Below are 17796 nucleotides of genomic sequence, written 5' to 3' on the forward strand. Positions count from 1 at the left end.
CGGGGTCCGGCGGCTCAGTCGCGGTGCATGACCTCGATGCTGTACCCCACCCGGTGCCACTGGCCCGGCGCCAGATACACGACGTCCTCGCCGGAGTTGAACGCATCCGGCGGGCAGGTCATGGGCTCCACGGCGACGCCGGCCCGGTCCATCCGCTCCCCGGTGTAGATCTGCGCCCAGGGGGTGTCAGCGATCATCCGGACTACGAAGCCCGTGGGCCCGTGCACCAGCTCCGCGGTCCATCCCTCCTCCGGGAAGCCCGTGTAGGCGTGGTCGATGGAGCGGCCCACCAGCAGCGGTCCGCCGGTGAGGTCCAGGTCACCTGAGACGGTCTCCCGGGAGCCGACCTTGCCCGCGCGGTCGAGGGAGACCACCGTGTGGGCGGGCAGCTTCAGCCGGCACTCGTCCAGCGGGGCGGATCCTGCCCGCAGATAGGGGTGGAAGCCGGCTCCGTAGAGCGCGGGCGCGGCGTTCGCGGCCTCGAAGGAGTCGGCGTCGTCGTCCCCACCCGGGGCCACCGGCTGGCGGGCCATCAGGGTGGCGGCGAGGCCGACGTCGGAGGACACACGGTAGAACAGCACGAACTCCAGCGTGAACGGGTAGCCTTCGCTGGCCTCCAGGACGGTGCGCAGCTCGACGCCGGACTCCTCCTGCTTGACCACCTCGAAGGGGGCGTCCAGCAGGAGGCCGTGCAGCGCCGCGCCGGTCTCCTCCTCGGTGACGGGCAGCTCGTAGAGGGTCTCGTCATGGACGTAGGTGGCACCCGAGACCCGGTTCGGCCACGGAGCCAGCACCGCTCCGGCGAAGGAGCCCTCAGCCTGCGCTGCCGGCACCACGATCTCGTCCTGCTCGTGGCGCAGGCTCAGCAGCCGCCCACCCCGCAGGCCGATCTCCGCGGCGTACCCGCCGCCGGTGATCGTCACGCTGCTCAGCGACTCGTCCATGTGTCCTCCCGTGGTCCCCAGCCGGTGCTGGCCCGGCCATCCGCGGCGGAACGTCGTGCGACGTCCCTCTTCCGTTCATCCGTCATTCTGCCTGTCCTGGCACGATCCGGCATAATGGACCATTCCCCTGTGAGCTGAACCATGCCACACCAGGAGACGGACCACACTCGAGACATTACAGGCAGCGATATGAACTCAAGCATCCGAACCGATGACACCACCGACTTCTCCATCCCCGCGGCGGGCCTGGGTGGGACGTTCGTCCACCAGCAGGGCCGGGCGATGGTCTGCCTCGACGTCGACGGCACATTGGTCAATCATGATGGTCACATGTCCGAGGCCGTTCGGCAGGCGGGACGCGCCGTCGTCGCCGACGGCCACACCGTGGTGGTGTCCACCGGGAGGTCGCTGCCGGCCACGCTGCCGATCGTCGAGATGCTCGGCGTCACGCACGGCTATGCGGTGTGCAGCAACGGGGGCGTGACGGTCAGGATCGATCTGGAACAGTCCGAGGGCTACGAGGTCATCGACCGCCGGATCTTCGACCCCGCACCCGCCCTGGACGCTCTGCAGGAGCGGCTGCCCAATGCGAAGTACGCCATCGAGACCTCGGAGGGCACGTTCCTGTCCACCGAGCGGTTCCAGGACATGTCCTTCGGCCTGCAGGCCCAGGGCACCAGCCTGCGGCAGATGCGCCGGGCCGAGGCGGTTCGCCTGGTGGTCAACTCCGACGACTCCACCGCCGACGAGTTCGCCGCCGCGGTGGAGGGGATCGGGCTGCAGGGTGTGACCTATTCGGTGGGCTGGTCCGCCTGGTTGGACATCGCCGCCGCCGGCGTCACCAAGGCCTCTTCGCTGGAATGGCTGCGCGGCAAGCTCGACGCACCTCTGGAGGCCACGGTGGCCTGCGGGGACGGCCGCAATGACATCGAGATGCTCGCCTGGGCCGCCCGCGGGGTGGCGATGGGCCAGGCCCCTGAGGAGGTCAAGGCCGTCGCGGACGAGGTCACCGGCCATGTGGACGAGGACGGCCTGGTGGACGTGCTCACCAGCATCCTGGAGGACTGATCCTCCCTGCTGCGTCGAGCTCGGAGATCTTGTCGCTGAACCTCGCTTGAGTGCCCGTATTCCGCCCACGGCACCGGAGCCGATGTGGTGGGGCGTGCGAGGTGGAACGGGGGTGCGGTGGGCGTCAGCGCAGGTGCTCGCCGAGGCGCTCCAGGGCCGCGACGCCGACCAGGTCGCCGCGCAGCAGCGACAGGGTGTCGACGACGGCGCCGGGTACCCGACGTCCCAGCTCGTCGAGGTGCCGCTGCTCCTGGTCCCGACGTGCGGCCAGGAAGTCGCCGGCGTCACGGGGCGCGAGCCGATTCACCACGAAGCCCCCGACGTCGACCCCGGTCTCGGTCAGCTGGGCGTGCAGCTCCACGGACTCCAGCACCGGCAGCCGCTCGGCGGTCAGCACGATCACGAAGCTGCACCGGGAGGCGTCGGACAGGACCTGCCGCATCGCCTCGAAGCGGTTCCGACGGCGGGTGAGCACCTGACGGATCCGGCGGTCGCGCGCCGCCGGCGAGGACCCGTCCGGGGCGTCGTCGCCGTCCAGGGCGCGCACCGCGGCGCCGAACCGCTCAGCCCTGGTGCGCCGATCCAGCAGCCCCTCGGTCCAGGCGGTCATGATCTCCGGCAGAGCCATCAGCCGGGCGGTGTGGCCGGAGGGCGCGGTGTCGAAGACGATGAGGTCGTGGTCCTCGCCGTGATCCTGCAGCAGGGCCGCGATCCGCTCCAGGATGGCGGCCTCATGGGTGCCCGGAGAGCGGGCGGCGAGCCGCAGATGCTTGTCCACCTCTCCGTGCAGATGCGCCGGCATCATGCTCCGCAGCGTCTCTCCCACGTCGGCCAGATGCGCGGCCGTGGTGGCCTCCGGGTCGATCTCCACGCCGTCCAGGCGAGCCGGACGGACTCCCGGAGGGGCGCCGCGGTCCTCCCAGAGCGTGACGACCTCATCGCCGACCTCCCGCTCCCACAGGTGTCCGAGATTATGCGCCGGGTCCGTGGAGACCACCAGGACACGGGCGCCCTGCTGGGTGCCCTGTCGCGCTGCACCCTGCGGGGCGCTGTGCTGGGCCCTGTGCAGCGCCGTCGCGGAGGCCACCGCCGTCTTCCCGACCCCGCCCTTGCCGCCGATGAACAGCACGCGGCGATCCCGGGCGAGGTCGAGCAGCATCCGAGGCGTCCTTCCAGTGGTCAGGGCTGTGCGGTCAGGGCTGTGCGGTCAGGGGTGCAGGGCGAGCCGCGGTCCGATCAGCAGCAGGCCAGCTGCTCCTCGAACGGGGAGCGGTCCATCCCCATCCGCAGATGCCACTGGTGCATCCGGTCCAGCATCTCCGGCAGCAGCTCCAACGTGGTGCCGGAGGCAGGGTTGGGCACGCCCAGCGCCTCGGAGAGGACCAGCATCATGAACAGGTCCTCCTCGTCGCGCTGGGCGCGCGCGAACGTGCGCCGGTACGGGGCCACGTAGAACTCCCGCAGCCCCGCTTCGACCCGGCGCAGCGGGGCGCGCAGCCCCGCCAGGAGCGTCACCGGTCCAGCGGCAGCCGCTGCTCGGGGGTGAGAGCGACGTCGTCCTCCGGCTCCCTCTCCCCGCGGCGTGCCTGCCCCATGGCGATGACGGCCTCGACCAGCACCCACAGGGCCGCCACGATGATCACCACGTCCAGGGTGAACAGCAGCCACTCGCCGTCGGCGAAGAGGTCGAACAGCTGCACCAGGGCCGCGTAGATCGTCATGGCCAGCACGAAGACCGCCGGGATCAGCACCGGCAGGAACGGGCGCCCCTTCCGGATGAGGATCACGGTCAGGATGGTCAGCGTCAGGCCTGCGAGCAGCTGGTTGGTGGTGCCGAACAGCGGCCAGATCGTCAGACCGCCGGCGCCGTCCGCGCCCTGGGAGAACGTCAGGGCCGCGCAGATGACGATGACGATCGCCGTCGCCGGGCCCGTGCCGATCCGCACTCCGGCGATCTGCCCGATCTCCTGGACCACGAAGCGCTTCAGGCGCACCCCGGTGTCCAGAGTCGTGGCGGCGAAGAGCACCGTCATCGTGGCCAGGATGGTGGCGGACAGGCCGGCCGGCAGGCCCAGACCGGAGTTGATGATGGACGCCCCGCCCTCCACGAAGGCCGGCACCCCGCCGGCTCCGAAGGACTCGTAGACCTCCTCCCACTGGGCGATGGTCTGGAATCCCGCCGTGGTGGCGATGATCGCCCCCAGGGCGAGCAGGCCCTCACCGACCGCGCCGAAGTAGCCCACGAACCGCGCGTCGGTCTCGCGGTCCAGCTGCTTGGCGCTGGTCCCGGAGGAGACGATGCCGTGGAATCCGGAGATCGCCCCGCAGGCGATGGTGACGAACAGCAGCGGCACGATGCCCGGCGTCCCCTCGGGCACATGCTGGTTGTAGGCCGGGGCGACCACCGTGGGGGTGGCCAGCAGCACGGCGCCGTAGATGATGCCCAAGCCGATGAACAGCTGGATGCCGTTGATGAAGTCCCGCGGCTGCAGCAGCACCCACACGGGCAGCAGCGAGGCGATGGCCGCGTAGACGAACAGCAGCACGATCCACTGGCCCTCCGGGGCCAGGCCCATGAACTGTTCGGGCAGCTCCACCGGGTAGCGGTCTCCGACGAGGATCAGCCCGTAGAGCGCGACGACGCCCACCGAGCTGATCGCCACGAGGTTCCAGCGCAGCCGGTAGATCGCCTGCCCCACCAGCAGGGCGACGATGAGCGCACCCCAGGTGGGGATCACTGCCGTGGGCTGGGAGACCAGCAGGCCGGAGATCACCACGGCGAACGCGGCGATGACCATCAGCAGCAGCAGGAAGATGACCACCAGGAACAGGTTGCGCCCCCGGTTGCCGATGTAGGTGCCGGACAGCGCCCCCATGGAGCGGCCCTTGTTGCGGGCCGAGGCCCACAGGGCGCCGAAGTCGTGCATGCCGGCGATGAACACGGTGCCGATGGTCACCCACAGGAAGGCGGGCAGCCAGCCCCAGATCACCGCGACCGCCGGACCCACGATGGGTGCCGCGCCGGCCACGGAGGTGAAGTGGTGGCCCCACAGGACATACCTGTTGGTGGGGAGGAAGTCCACGCCGTCGCGGAACTCATGCGACGGCGTCTTGAACTCCGCATTGAGCTTGTAGACCTTCTTGGCCAGGAACCTGGAGTACAGGAAGTACCCGGCCAGCATCATCGTCACACCGATGACGGCCAGGATGAGTGCATTGGGCCCGTCCATGATCTCCCTACTCTCTCTCGGGCAGGCTCCACACTGAGCCCCCGGGACACGATGCCAGTGATGCCTGACATGCTACTCGCGTGAGACCCCCGTCACGGTGACCTCAGGCCGCAGGGCCTGTCCTGAGGCGCTGACTCGATCTACCCTGGCTGAGGAGGAGGGACGCCGCCCCGGCCCCGCCGGGGCGAGGAGGCGCCGAAGGCCTGGAGCGCGGCGCCGCATGCCGGAGACCGACCCCGAGACACCCCTGTGAGAGGTGCCTGACATGACCCAGCATCCCCCTGTCCCCGAGAAGCGGTCGTCCGAGGCTCATACCCCGGGGCCTCGAACCATCGGGACCCCGCCGACCCCCAGCTCGGTGCAGAACCCGCTGCCGCGCGCGACGCCGGCCGAGACGCTGCAGATCCTCGCCGAGGTGCTCACCCCCATGGCGGCGAAGGGGCCGATCACGCGACGGCCCGGCGTCGTGGCCGCCGTCGAACGGCTCGACCTGGAGGGCCGTGCGGTGCGCCGGGTGCAGGCGCTGGCGGAGAAGTACGGCCGAGGACCTCTGCTGGTGCCGCTGCCCGGCCGGCCGCTGGCGCTGGTGCTGGACCCGGAGCATGTGCACCGGATCCTGGACCGCACCCCGGAGCCGTTCGCCGCCGCGGAGACCCTCAAGCGCCATGCCTTGCAGCACTTCGAGCCGGGGGTCTCACTGATCTCCCACGGCGGGGACCGGGCGGTGCGGCGTCGGCTCAACGAAGCGGTCCTCGAACCGGAGCATCCGGTGCATCGGATGGCGAAGTCCTTCCTTCCTGTGGTCCACCAAGAGGCCGACCAGATGCTCGCCGAGGCCGACGACGACGGCGGCGCCCTCGACTGGGAGCGGTTCAGCAGCGCGTGGTTCCGGATCGTGCGGCGGCTGGTGCTCGGTGACTTCGCCCGCGACGACGAGGAACTGACCACGCTGCTGGACGAGCTGCGTGAGCGCGGGAACCTCGCCTTCCTGCGCCCGGTGGACGACGAGGCTCGGGAAGACTTCCTGGACCGGATCCGCGACGCGTTGGACCGTCCCGAGCCCGGCAGCCTGGCCGCCGTCATGGCGCAGGCTCAGGACCAGGACGCGGACGGGGCGCTGGATGCCGACGGCGGCCGACCGGAGCACCAGGTGCCGCAGTGGCTCTTCGCCTTCGACCCCGCCGGCATGGCCACGTTCCGGGCGCTGGCGCTGCTGGCCTCGCATCCGGCGCGGCTGCGCACCGCGCGCCTGCAGGCCGAGGACGAATCCGGCGGGGGAGTGGCCCGACTGGAGCTGCTCCGCGCCACGGTGCTGGAGGCTCTGCGCCTGTGGCCCACCACCCCGCTGATCCTGCGCGAGACCACCATGGAGGTGGAGTTCGAGCACGGGATCATGCCCGCCGGCGTCTCGGTGCTGATCTTCGCGCCCTACTTCCACCGTGACGAGCGGAATCTGGACTTCGCCCACCGCTTCGCCCCGGAGGTCTGGGAGGAGGGGCTGCGTCGGGACGCGCAGGGAGACCCGCAGCGGGACGCCGACGGGGAGGCCTGGCCGCTGATGCCGTTCAGCCTGGGGACGGGCATCTGTCCGGGGCGGCAGCTGGTGCTGCTGGTGACCTCCAGCCTGCTGGCCCGGGTGCTGGAGAGCCGCGAAGTGGACCTGCTCTCGCACAGCCTGGGGCGGGAGAAGGAGATGCCGTCCCTGCTGGACCCCTATCGGCTGAGGTTCCGGCTCTCTGAGCGGTGATGCTGGACGGTGAGGCTGAGCGGTGAGGCAGGATGGGGGGATGTCTCGCTTCGGCATCCGCTCCGATGACTCCGCCCAGTCCCTGGAGGAGATCTGGCCCCCGTTCGGGCTCCGCATCGACACCCCGCGGCTCGCCCTGCGCGTGATCCGGGAGACCGACTTCCCGGACTACGTGGCTGCCGCGACCTCCGGTGTGACGCGGACCGAACGGAATCCCTTCGCGCATGCCTGGAACGAGAAGTCGCCCGAGGAGCTGGTGCGTGCGTCGCTGCCCTGGCTGTGGTCCAGTCGGGAGAAGATCGGGCCGACGTCCTGGCTGCTGATGCTGGGCGTGTTCCTCAAGCCCGAGGCCGCCGCTGACGACGGCACTGACGGCGCCCCTGCCGCTGACGGTGCCGCCGGCGTCGTGCGTGACGGGGAGCGGCTGATCGGCATGCAGGACTGCGGCGCTGAGCACTGGCCGGTGCTGCGGACCGTCACGTCCGGCAGCTGGCTGCGCGCCGATGCGCAGGGGAACGGCTACGGCCGGGAGATGCGCGCCGGCATGCTGCTCTGGGCGTTCGACCACTTCGGGGCCGAGTACGCGGCCTCCGGGGCCTATGAGTGGAACGAGCGCTCGCGGCGGGTGTCGCTCGGGCTCGGCTACCAGGTGGTGGGACGCAGCCGCGTGCCGGACGCCCACGCGGAGCAGGCGCAGTGGCATGACGACTACCGGCTGCCGGCCGCCGATCTGGTGCGCCCGGACTGGGAGGTCCAGGTCCAGGGGTCGGACCGGCTGCGGGCGTTCTTCGACGGCTGACGTCCGGCCGAGACGCGCGGCGCCCCGGACCGCCCCGACTACCCGGACCACCCCGACTACCCGGACCACCCCGACTACCCGGACCGCCCCGGCGATCGTCTCTCGGTGAGAGGTCGTCGCCCGATCTGGGGACGATCTCTCACCGGGAGACGATCCGTGGCAGAGGGATGCGGCAGGATGAGGATGTGCAGACTTCCACTGGCTCTTCCGTCCGGACGTCCCCCTCTCTGCAGCCCTCGAGGGGGCCCACGACGTCGGGCCGCCCGGTGAGCGTCACCCAGGACTGGGTGCGTCGCGCCGTCGTGGCCGCGCAGCGGATCCCTCCTGCCGACGGCGCCGACGCCGGCCTGCGGGACAGCGGCTTCGCCACCGATGCCGCCGACGTGCTGCGGGACATCGGTCTGATCCAACTCGACCCACTGATGCGGGTCTCCACCGCCCAGCGGCTCACCTGCCTGACCCGACTGCCCCGCACGCACCGGGCCGACGACGTCGACGACTCCCTGTGGCCACAGGGACGTGTGGCCGCCTTCGAGTCCTTCACCAAGGTGGCCTGCGTCTTTCCGATCGAGGACTGGCCGTTGCTGCGGCTGCGGAGAGAGCGTCAGGCCGCCGGGCATCGTCGGGAGATGCCGGTCGCGATGGTGGAGCAGATCCGCCAGGTCGTCTCCGAGGCGGGGCGCGGCGTGCAGATCGGCGCCATCGAGTCGCAGGTGGGCGACGGTGAGCGGACCACCGGTTGGAACTGGACGCAGGTCAAGGTCGTCGCCGAGCTCATGGTCCGCACCGGGGAGCTGGTGATCACCGCCCGGGACGGCACCACCCGGCTGTTCGACCTCCCCGAGCGGGCGCTGCCCGCCCAGGTGCGGGAGGCCGCGGAGCTGCCCGATGACGAGCTGCGTGCCGCCCTGGCCCGCCGTGCCGCAGCCAACCTGGCGGTGATGACCCGGGCGGACTTCGCCCACCACTACCACCTCACCGCCGAGGACGCTGCGGCCGGCATCGCGCTCGCTGGGCTCGTACCCCTGGAGGTCGAGGGGTGGGATGCCCGGCACGAGGCGTACTGCCTGCCGGAGCTTCTCGACGGTGAGCTGCCCGACCCCACGGCCCAGGGCGTGCTGCCCGGACCGGCCGCGCATGCCGCGCACACCGCCGTCGACGTCGGCGACGGCGTGGGCGGGGCCCGTCAGCAGTGGGGCGTACCGCGGGAGGCGCGGCTCATCGGCCCCTTCGACCCGCTGCTGCGTGACCGTGGCCGGGCGCGCCGGGTGTTCGGCTTCGACTACCTCTTCGAGGCCTATGTCCCGCGGGCGAAGCGGGTGTACGGGCACTATGTGATGGGCGTGCTCTCCGGCGGGAGGATGATCGGCCGGGTGGACATCCAGCGGGTGGGCGCTGAGCTGCGCATCAACGGGGCGTTCCCGGAGTCCGGCGTGCCGCGTCGGGTCCTGCTGCCGCGGGTCCGCGGCGCTGGGAAGACGCTGGCTCGGCAGCTGGGCGCGGAGCTGGTGATGCCGGACTCGTGATGCCTGACTCGTGATGCCTGACTCGTGATGCCGGGCTCGTGATGCCTGGTGGGTGATGCGGCCGAGGCTTCAGGCGGGGCTCCGGGCGGGGCTTCGGGCTCTCCGCCCTGGCCGAGTTGGTCGGACGTTGTGGAAACTCGAGTCGATCGAGCCGAGTTGTGGACATGAGGGACCCATTCGGCGGCACGTACGGCGCCGCGCGTGAGGGCTCAGAGCGTGAGAGCTCAGAGCGTGAGGGTGAACAGCGCGCAGGTGGTGTCGTAGTAGCGGTCGGTGGTGCCCTGGTGAGTCATCCCGATCCGTTCGGCGACCCGCTGTGAGGCCACATTCCGCGGATGGGTCACCGCGACCACCTCCGTGAGCCCGCGGCGCCGGGCGTGGGCCAGCAGGGCGCGCGCCGCCTCGATGGCGTAGCCGTGGCCCCACGCGTCGGGGTGCAGGTGCCAGCCGATCTCGGTGTCCTGGGCGAGGCCTGCCTGGGCGCGGGAGTCGGCCAGGCGGACGGACCTGGGGATGGGCTTGAGCAGGGCGACCCCGAGCGCCCGTCGGCCTTCCACCGTCTCGACCAGCCAGATCCCTGCTGCTCGTCCGGCTGCGGCCCGGTACCGGTGGATGCGGGCCAGGGACTGCTCCCGGGTGGTCTCCACCCAGTCGGTGGTGCCGATGAACTCGGTCACCTCCGGGCGGGCGTACAGGTCCTGGACGAATGCGGTGTCGTCCTCCGTCACGGCGCGCAGCCGCAGTCGCGTGCTCAGCAGTGTCGGCAGGTCAGGGGGCGTCACCTCTCCAGCGTAGCGCGCATCACATCTACTACACTGCGTAGAAATTCCATGCCGTTGTCGTCGCACCCCATCGAATGAGGACCCATGCCCGCGCAGCCTCAGCCCGCACGATCTTCCGCCCGCGCCCTGCGATGGGCTGGAGCGGGGATCCTGATCGCTCTGATCCTCGCCGTCGTGCTGATCTCGGTGCTGGGTGGCGGCGATGACGCTCCCGAAGACGACGCTCCCGAGGGCGCCGCCCCCGGCGGCGACATGGCCGGGCACGACGCCGATGCCGACGAGGCGTCAGAGGCCCGGATGGAGCACATCCACGGCCTGGGGGTCGACCCGTCAGACGGTGCGCTGCTGATCGCCACCCACTATGGCCTCTTCCGGATGGGCGAGGGCGCCCCGGAGCGGGTCTCCGAGGTCCAGGACTTCATGGGCTTCACCGTGGTGGACGAGGATCGGCTGCTGGCCTCCGGCCATCCGGGCCAGGGGCAGGACGCGCCGTCGAACCTGGGGCTCATCGAATCCACCGACGGCGGCGCCACCTGGGAGGAGGTCTCCCTCGGCGGGGAGGCGGACTTCCATGGGTTCGACGCCGTGGGGGAGCGCGTCTACGGGGTGGACTCCACCAGCGGCGGCCAGCTGATGGTCAGCGACGACGGCGGCGAGACTTGGGAGTCCCCGGACGTTCCCGCGATGGCCGGCGTCGCCGTGGACCCCCGCGACCCGGACACCCTGCTGGTCACGACCCCGGATGGGCCGATGCTCAGCACCGACGGCGGGCAGAGCGTCACGGCCCTGGAGGATGCTCCGCTGCTGCTGATCGCCGACTGGGCCGCCGACGGCACCCTCTATGCCCTGGACCCGGCCGCGGGGCTGCACCGCAGCGACGACGACGGCGCCACCTGGGACGAGGTTCCAGGGTCCGCGGAGCTGCCGGAGGGCTACCCGGAGGCGGTCCATGGCGTGGACGCGGATGAGCTGTGGGTGGCCGTCGAGGGGGCCGTGCTGCACAGCACCGACGGCGGAGAGAGCTTCGAGACCGTCCACGCCGAGTGAGCCGAGCGTCTCACGGGATAGGGTCATAGGAGACCTGAGCGACGTCGAGGGGAAAGCGGAGTCTCGTGTGATGGACGACCGAAACCGAGACCGCCGCCTGCCGGACATGGGAGGCAACGGCGGACGCCCCATGTTCGCCGACCCGAAGACGATCCTGCTCGGCGGCGTGATCCTGGCTGTGGTGCTCGCCGTCTCCCTGATCATCAGTTCCTGACCCCATCCTGGTGAGAGGGTGCGTTTCGGCCGGGCGGCGCGAGGGCTGCAGGTGCCGGCGTCGTCGTGCGCGCACCCCGCCCCGGTGATCTGTGTACGCTGGCTTCGAGCAATCCACGTCTTTCCCAAGGAGGCCCCCTGTGTCGCTGACCCGCGATGTGACCATCGAGATCCCCGCCGGCTCCCGGTTGAAGTACGAGATCGACCACGAGACCCACCGTCTCCGCCTCGACCGCGTGCTGTTCACTCCGATGCAGTACCCGACCCACTACGGCTACTTCGACGACACCCTCGGTGAGGACGGCGACCCGCTGGACGCCCTGGTCTACATCCCCGGCGTCGACCTGATCCCCGGCGTGGTCGTGGAGGCCCGCCCGATCGGGGTGCTGAACATGACCGACGACGGCGGCGGCGACGCCAAGCTGGTCTGCGTCCCCGACGACAAGCGCTTCGACCACATCCAGGAGCTGGAGGACCTCGGCGAGTTCCTCAAGGAGGAGATCGAGCACTTCTTCACCCGCTACAAGGATCTCGAGCCCGGCAAGTGGGTCAAGATCGAGGGCTGGGAGGGCCGCGAGGCCGCCGAGGCGGAGCTGCAGCGGTCCATCGAGCGCTACGGCAAGTGACCCCGGCGCACTGACCCCGGCTCAGCCGAGCTGATCCGCCGCCCTCCCGAGGCGGTCCACACGACGACGGCGCGTCGCCTGCCCCAGGCGGCGCGCCGTCGTCGTGCGCGGGGGAGCAGCTGCGGCACCGCCGACGCCCAGCCACCTGTGGTGTGATGGATCCATGGAGCACACTGCCGCTGAGTCCTCTCCCGCCGACCTGCTCATCGCTTGGGACGTCGCCGAACGGTCCGCCGCACGGCTGGTGCCCCCTGGGCCGCGGCTGGGCGCCCGTGAGGCGGCAGCCGAGGTGGCCGCGCTGCGCCGAGCGGCATGGGAGAGCGTGGAGCACGTCCACCGGATCACCGAGCTGGAGGCGGCGGCCGGCCTGGGCGCCGGCTCCGAAGCGGGCAACTCGGACACGTTCATCGTGGACCGCGCCACCTGGGCCAAGGCCAACGCCGCCTCGTTCCGGCGACTGCTCACGCCCGCTCTGGAGGAGGCGGTGGCGGCGAAGCCGGAGATGCTGCGTCCCGGCAGCACCAGCCAGGTCCTCGGCTCCGGTGTGGCCGGCTCTGAGCTGGGGGCAGTGCTGGGCTTCCTCTCCGCCAATGTGCTGGGCCAGTTCGACCCCTTCGCCCCCGACGGCGGCCGGCTCATGCTGGTGGCCCCCAATGTGGTGATGATCCGGCAGGAGCTGAACCTGGAGCCCGAGGACTTCCGCCTGTGGGTGTGCCTGCACGAGCAGACCCACCGGGTGCAGTTCGCCGCCGCGCCCTGGCTGCCGGAGCATCTGCTCGGGCTGATCGGGACGCTCTCCAGCTCCACCCTGGGGGCGGCGGACTCGATGGGCGAGCGGCTGGCCGAGGCACTGCGCCACCTGAAGGAGGAGCTGCAGCGCGGCCGTGCCGCGGCCGGGACGCAGGATGACGGTGCGGGACACGACGGTGCGGGTGCTGACGGGGACTCCGACGACGAGGGCCCCGGACCGCAGCGCAACCGACTCATCGAACTCATCGGCAGCGAGGAGGCCCGCGAGGCGTACTCGCAGATCACCGCCGTGATGAGCCTGCTCGAAGGCCACGCCAACCACGTCATGGACGCCGTCGACTCCTCCATCGTGCCCTCGGTGAAGACCATCCGTCGGCGGTTCCAGGAGCGCGGCAAGCACCGCAGCGTCCTGGAGCGCTGGGTGCGTCGGCTGCTGCAGCTGGACGTGAAGGCCCGCCAGTACACCGACGGGCAGCGCTTCGTCGGCCACGTGGTGGAGGCTGTCGGCATGGCCCGGTTCAATCAGATCTGGACCAGCGCCGAGCACCTCCCCACCGAGGATGAGCTGCACGACCCCGACCGCTGGATCACCCGCATGGGATTCACCTCCGGCGACGTCGCTGAGGGCCCCGCCGACGCGTCCGCGGACTCCGCCTCCGAGGGCTGAGATGGCCGCACTGCCCCCGGTGGTCGGTGCGGCCCGCCGCGCCGTCGCAGAGATGCTGGATGCCGACCGGCTGAACCTCGTGGCCTGCTCCGGCGGGGCCGATTCGCTGGCGCTGGCCGTGGCCGCGGCGCATCATCATCGCCGCGGCGACGTCGCCGTGGGCGCTGTCGTCGTGGACCATCGGCTCCATCCGGAGAGCGCCGCGGTCACCTCCACCGCTGTCGATCAGCTGCGTGGCCTGGGGCTGGAGCCGGTGCTGAGCCTCACCGTCGACGTCGACTTCGGGTCCCCGCAGGGCCCGGAGGCCGCTGCCCGACGGGCCCGGTATGAGGCTTTCGCCCGAGCGATGGCCGAGACCGGAGCCTCCCGAGTGCTGCTGGCGCACACCCGCGACGACCAGGCGGAGCAGGTGCTGCTGGGGCTGGCCAGGGGATCGGGGACCCGCTCGCTGGCGGGCATGCCCGCGGTGCGCGGCCCCTTTCGGCGTCCCCTGCTGGGGCTCGGCCGGGAGGACACCGAGGCGATCTGCCGGTGGGCCTCGCTGACGCCGTGGCAGGACCCCGCGAACAGCGACCCCCAGCTGCTGCGCTCCCGGGTGCGCACCGAGATCCTCCCGCTGCTGGAGGAACGGCTGACGCCCGGGGTGCGCCAGGCCCTGGCACGCACGGCGCAGATCGCGGCCGAGGACGCCGACCTGCTGGACGCCCAGGCCCAGGATCTCTTCTCCCAGCTGATGGAGGACCCCGACGACGTGGGCCGGCTGCGCCTGCCGCTGGACCGGCTGGCGGAAGCCCCTGCGGCGCTGCGGCGGCGAGTGATCGCGCTGGCCGTGGTGGCCGCCGGCGGGGCGGCGCCGTCCTTCGAGAGGCTGAGGGCGGTGGAGTCGCTGCTGGCCCGGCAGGGGTCGGCGGGGCCCATCCAGCTGGAGGGGCACGTCGCGGCCCACCGGGGCACGCACGATTCGCCCGACTATGGAAAACTGGTCCTCGTTCCTCGGGGTGCCGCCGCGCCGGAGTCCTGAGGGCCCGGCACTGCGCCGGAGAAGCCTACTGCCGTCCGGGCGCATCGCCCGGCACCTGCCCAGACTGAGGAGCGCATCAGCACTCATGGACGCCCAGGACGTCACTGCAGACCTGACCGAGGTCCTCTACACCAAGGAAGAGATCGACGCGCGCGTCAAGGAGCTCGCCGCGCAGATCGATCGGGACTACGAGGGCAAGGACATCTTGCTCGTGGGTGTGCTGAAGGGGGCGTGCATGGTCATGGCCGACCTGTCGCGCGCCCTGACCAGCCACGTCACCATGGACTGGATGGCGGTGTCCTCCTACGGGTCCGGCACCAAGTCCTCCGGTGTCGTCCGCATCCTCAAGGACCTCGATGCCGACCTGATGGGCCGTCATGTGCTCATCGCCGAGGACATCATCGACTCCGGACTCACCCTGTCCTGGCTGAAGTCCAACCTGGAGTCCCGCGGGCCGGCCTCGGTGGAGATCTGCACCCTGCTGCGCAAGCCGGAGGCCGTGAAGGTGGACATCGACGTCAAGTACGTGGGCATGGACATTCCCAACAAGTTCGTGGTCGGCTACGGCCTGGACTTCGCAGAGAAGTACCGCAACCTGGACTGCGTGGGCATCCTGGCCCCGCACGTCTATCAGTGACGCGCTGAGCCTGGGGCTGCGAGCCCGTAGACTGGCAGGCGGATCACGCCGCACCACGGGTCCCTCCGGGAGGCTGCCGGCTGCGGCGTGATGCGCATTCTGCTGTCGAACGGGTGAGGTGAGCTGTGGCGTCGTCGGAGACGCGGTCGCCCGGCTCCGGGTCCGGCCTGGGAGTCGGATCAGGCTCGGTGCGGCCGGTCAGCAAGGCGGCCGCGGCCTATGCCTCGTTGCGCAAGAGCATCCGGGTCGGTGACCTGGAGCCTGGGGAGCGGGTCACCCTCAAGCGGCTCTCCGAGCATCTGGGGATGAGCCTGACGCCGGTGCGGGAAGCGCTGAGCCGGCTCGAGTCCGAGGGGTTCGTGGTCCACGACCCCCACCGAGGGACCTCCATCGCCGAACTGACGCCGGCACGCATCGAGCAGGTGTACCGGCTGCGGGGCGTCCTGGAGCCGATGGCCGTCCGTCTGGCGGGAGAGCGGGCGACGCCGGCCGACATCGACCGGCTGCGGGAACTCGTCCTCGCCTGCGACGAGGCCACCACCCCGCTGGAGGTGGTGGAGAACAACGAGGATCTGCACCTGGCCATCTACCGGCTCAGCGGAGACTCCCTGCTGCTGGGGTTCATCGATCAGCTCTGGGCCGGCATGCCCTACCCCTCGTTGGGGCTCTACGGCTCCCAGTCCCGGGTGAGCCAGTCCTCCCAGGAGCATCACCGCATCGTGGAGGCGATGGCGGAGGGACGGCTCGACGACGCCGCAGAGACGATGCGCCTGCACATCGATCACGGCCGCGCGGCCGCCCTGAAGAACCTCGACGCGGACTGAGCGCCGGGGTCGGGGGCCGCCCGTGTCATGGGCTCCTTCCCGTGGCGCTCTCCCGTGGGTCCCTCCTGTTCCTCCTCACGTGACGTCCTCTCATCGAGGAGTCACTTCCCGGCACATCTCCCTCCAGGTGACGCGCGTCAGCCCCATGAGGTGCAGGGGAAAGTGACTCCTGGATGCGCATCGAGCCTCCGGATGCCCGTTCTGAGGGTGATTCCGCGCACTGTGTTGATATTTTATAAAGTGCAGACTAGTGTCATGGCCGTCACAGTGTGTGAGATGCATGACAGGAGCGCGCGAGCACGCCCATCCATCCGTGGGGCCGGGCTGCGGGAGCGCGCATGACGATGGGGAGACATCCATGGACCAGACGCCGCAGTCGACACGGCCGTCGACGCCGCAGTCGACACCGCCGACCTCCGATGAAGCTCAGGTCGGAGGTGCCGACGACGAGCGCCGCGACTCGGCTGAGACCGCGGTGAGTGAGACCGCCGCGAGTGGGGCCGCCGGTGCGGCCGCGAGCACCGCCGCGGACCGGCTTGCCGCCGAGTTCGCCCGTCCGGAGAGCTGGACTCGCATCATGGGGCTGCCCATCGGGTGGTTCGCCGTGCTCTTCGCTGTCGTGGCCGCCTGTGCCGCTCTGGGGGCGCTGCCGCCGACGATGCTCGGCGGCTTCGCGGTGGTCATCCTCATCGGGGCGCTGCTGAACTGGATCGGCGGCCGCGTGCCGGTGCTGCGCAACTACGGGCTGCCCACAGTGCTGTGCATCCTGACCCCGGCGGTGCTGCTGCATCTGGGCCTGTTCCCGACCTCCTTCGCCGAGACCATGGAGGTCTTCACCGACGGCGGTCAGATCGGGTTCATCGATCTCTACATCGCCAGCCTCATCGCCGGCTCGATCCTGGGGATGCCGCGGGCGCTGCTGCTCAAGGCCGGTGCGCGCATCGCGGTGCCGCTGCTGGGTACGATCATCGCGGTGTTCACCGTGATCGGGCTGGTCGGCACGGCCCTGGGCTTCGGCCTGCGGGAGTCCGTGCTGTTCATCGCCGCGCCGATCATCGGCGGAGGCGTCGGTGCCGGAGTGGTCCCGATGTCCGGGATCTATGCGGACCAGATGGGCGGCGACGCCGGCTCCTACGTGGCACAGCTGATCCCAGCGGTGATCATCGCCAACGTGCTGACCATCCTCTGCGCCGGCATCTTCAACGGCATCACCTATAAGGGCCAGCAGTTCTTCCTCGGCTTCAACGGCAACGGGCAGATCGTCCGCGTGCAGGGCCGGACGGACCAGTTCACGACCAAGCCGAAGGCGACTATGGGGGCCTTCCCGGTGCTCCTGGTGGGCCTGACCATGGCCTGCACGCTCTTCCTGCTGGGCACATTGGTGGCCGAGTTCGTCCCGGGCATCCATGCCTATGCCTGGACGATCCTGCTGGCGGCGCTGATCAAGATCTTCGGCCTGGTGCCTGAGGCGTTCGAGGATGCGGTCTCCACGTGGTTCGCCTTCGTCTCCTCCACGCTGACCCCGGCGCTGCTGGTGGGCATCTCCATCACCTACTTCGAGTTCGACGAGCTGGGCGCGCTGCTCTCCGACTGGCGCTATCCGGTGCTGGTGGCGCTCGCCGTCGTCGTCGCGATCCTCGTAGCGGGCACGCTCGGCTGGCTGGTGAAGATGTACTTCGCCGAGACCTCGGTGGCGATCGGCATGGGCATGACGGACATGGGAGGCACCGGGGACGTCGCCGTCGTCTCCGCGGCCAACCGGCTCGAGCTCATGCCCTTCCTGCAGGTGAGCTCGCGGATCGGCGGGGCCCTGGTGCTGCTGACGGTCTCGGTGCTCATCCCGTTCCTGAACTGAGGTTCTGCGTCTCGCTCGATGCCCGCGCCCGGCTCGGCAGTGTTGAGAATAGTTCGCAAC

General features: G+C 70.6%; 17 protein-coding genes. 12 read left to right on the top strand and 5 right to left on the bottom strand.

Translation table 11 applies throughout. The features are described from left to right. Window positions 1–14: 14 nt before the first annotated feature. On the bottom strand, window positions 15–944 hold the full coding sequence (locus ABD658_RS02850; RefSeq protein ID WP_344685092.1) for an aldose epimerase family protein: 930 nt from the start codon (window positions 942–944) through the stop codon (window positions 15–17). A gap of 189 nt (window positions 945–1133) precedes the next feature. On the opposite strand from ABD658_RS02850, the gene ABD658_RS02855 reads away from it, so the two are divergent. Next, complete coding sequence (locus ABD658_RS02855; protein ID WP_083277802.1) at window positions 1134–2012, top strand: HAD family hydrolase; 879 nt, start codon at window positions 1134–1136, stop codon at window positions 2010–2012. Window positions 2013–2136: 124 nt separating this feature from the next. On the opposite strand, the gene ABD658_RS02860 is transcribed toward ABD658_RS02855, so the two are convergent. The 3 genes from ABD658_RS02860 to ABD658_RS02870 form a co-directional block, all read right to left on the bottom strand. Next, window positions 2137–3171, bottom strand: coding sequence for an ArsA family ATPase (locus tag ABD658_RS02860; protein ID WP_344685088.1), 1035 nt, complete (start codon window positions 3169–3171; stop codon window positions 2137–2139). Between the two features lie 77 nt (window positions 3172–3248). Further along, entirely contained in the window at window positions 3249–3527 is a 279-nt protein-coding gene (locus ABD658_RS02865) for a cory-CC-star protein (RefSeq protein ID WP_344685086.1), read from the bottom strand. After that, window positions 3524–5242 (bottom strand): carbon starvation CstA family protein, encoded by a 1719-nt coding sequence (locus ABD658_RS02870; RefSeq protein WP_344685084.1) that lies wholly within the window; start codon window positions 5240–5242, stop codon window positions 3524–3526. The genes ABD658_RS02865 and ABD658_RS02870 overlap by 4 nt, the downstream gene beginning before the upstream one ends. A 265-nt stretch (window positions 5243–5507) precedes the next feature. Between ABD658_RS02870 and ABD658_RS02875 the strand changes: the two genes are divergently transcribed. The 3 genes from ABD658_RS02875 to ABD658_RS02885 all read left to right on the top strand — a co-directional run bounded on the left by ABD658_RS02875 (window position 5508) and on the right by ABD658_RS02885 (window position 9314). Then, the gene (locus ABD658_RS02875; protein ID WP_344685082.1) at window positions 5508–6989 is read left to right on the top strand and encodes a cytochrome P450; all 1482 of its coding nucleotides are present in this window, start codon (window positions 5508–5510) and stop codon (window positions 6987–6989) included. Between the two features lie 40 nt (window positions 6990–7029). Beyond that, window positions 7030–7788 carry a GNAT family N-acetyltransferase gene (locus tag ABD658_RS02880; RefSeq protein WP_344685080.1) on the top strand — a complete coding sequence of 253 codons (759 nt, stop codon included), beginning with the start codon at window positions 7030–7032 and terminating at the stop codon, window positions 7786–7788. A gap of 266 nt (window positions 7789–8054) precedes the next feature. After that, a complete protein-coding gene (locus ABD658_RS02885; protein ID WP_344685078.1) occupies window positions 8055–9314 on the top strand; it encodes a DNA glycosylase AlkZ-like family protein in 1260 nt (419 codons plus the stop codon). Between the two features lie 224 nt (window positions 9315–9538). Here ABD658_RS02885 and ABD658_RS02890 read toward each other — a convergent pair whose 3' ends face one another. After that, window positions 9539–10096: a GNAT family N-acetyltransferase gene (locus tag ABD658_RS02890; RefSeq protein ID WP_344685076.1), complete on the bottom strand. Its 558-nt coding sequence runs from the start codon at window positions 10094–10096 to the stop codon at window positions 9539–9541. An 84-nt stretch (window positions 10097–10180) separates the two neighbouring features. On the opposite strand from ABD658_RS02890, the gene ABD658_RS02895 reads away from it, so the two are divergent. The 8 genes from ABD658_RS02895 to ABD658_RS02930 all read left to right on the top strand — a co-directional run bounded on the left by ABD658_RS02895 (window position 10181) and on the right by ABD658_RS02930 (window position 17736). Beyond that, window positions 10181–11143 carry a F510_1955 family glycosylhydrolase gene (locus tag ABD658_RS02895; protein ID WP_344685074.1) on the top strand — a complete coding sequence of 321 codons (963 nt, stop codon included), beginning with the start codon at window positions 10181–10183 and terminating at the stop codon, window positions 11141–11143. Between the two features lie 70 nt (window positions 11144–11213). After that, window positions 11214–11357 (top strand): hypothetical protein, encoded by a 144-nt coding sequence (locus ABD658_RS02900; protein WP_170922671.1) that lies wholly within the window; start codon window positions 11214–11216, stop codon window positions 11355–11357. A gap of 145 nt (window positions 11358–11502) precedes the next feature. Next, window positions 11503–11982, top strand: coding sequence for an inorganic diphosphatase (locus tag ABD658_RS02905; RefSeq protein ID WP_344685345.1), 480 nt, complete (start codon window positions 11503–11505; stop codon window positions 11980–11982). A 163-nt stretch (window positions 11983–12145) separates the two neighbouring features. After that, window positions 12146–13399, top strand: coding sequence for a zinc-dependent metalloprotease (locus ABD658_RS02910; RefSeq protein ID WP_344685071.1), 1254 nt, complete (start codon window positions 12146–12148; stop codon window positions 13397–13399). Between the two features lies 1 nt (window position 13400). Beyond that, window positions 13401–14420: a tRNA lysidine(34) synthetase TilS gene (gene tilS / locus ABD658_RS02915; RefSeq protein WP_344685070.1), complete on the top strand. Its 1020-nt coding sequence runs from the start codon at window positions 13401–13403 to the stop codon at window positions 14418–14420. 85 nt (window positions 14421–14505) lie between these two features. Then, window positions 14506–15057: a hypoxanthine phosphoribosyltransferase gene (gene hpt, locus ABD658_RS02920; protein WP_070159109.1), complete on the top strand. Its 552-nt coding sequence runs from the start codon at window positions 14506–14508 to the stop codon at window positions 15055–15057. Window positions 15058–15182: 125 nt separating this feature from the next. Beyond that, entirely contained in the window at window positions 15183–15881 is a 699-nt protein-coding gene (locus ABD658_RS02925) for a GntR family transcriptional regulator (RefSeq protein ID WP_085437686.1), read from the top strand. A gap of 358 nt (window positions 15882–16239) precedes the next feature. Further along, a complete protein-coding gene (locus ABD658_RS02930; protein WP_344685066.1) occupies window positions 16240–17736 on the top strand; it encodes a 2-hydroxycarboxylate transporter family protein in 1497 nt (498 codons plus the stop codon). Window positions 17737–17796: the final 60 nt, after the last annotated feature.

The sequence above is a fragment of the Nesterenkonia aethiopica genome (assembly GCF_039534665.1).
GTDB classification, from domain to species: domain Bacteria; phylum Actinomycetota; class Actinomycetes; order Actinomycetales; family Micrococcaceae; genus Nesterenkonia; species Nesterenkonia aethiopica.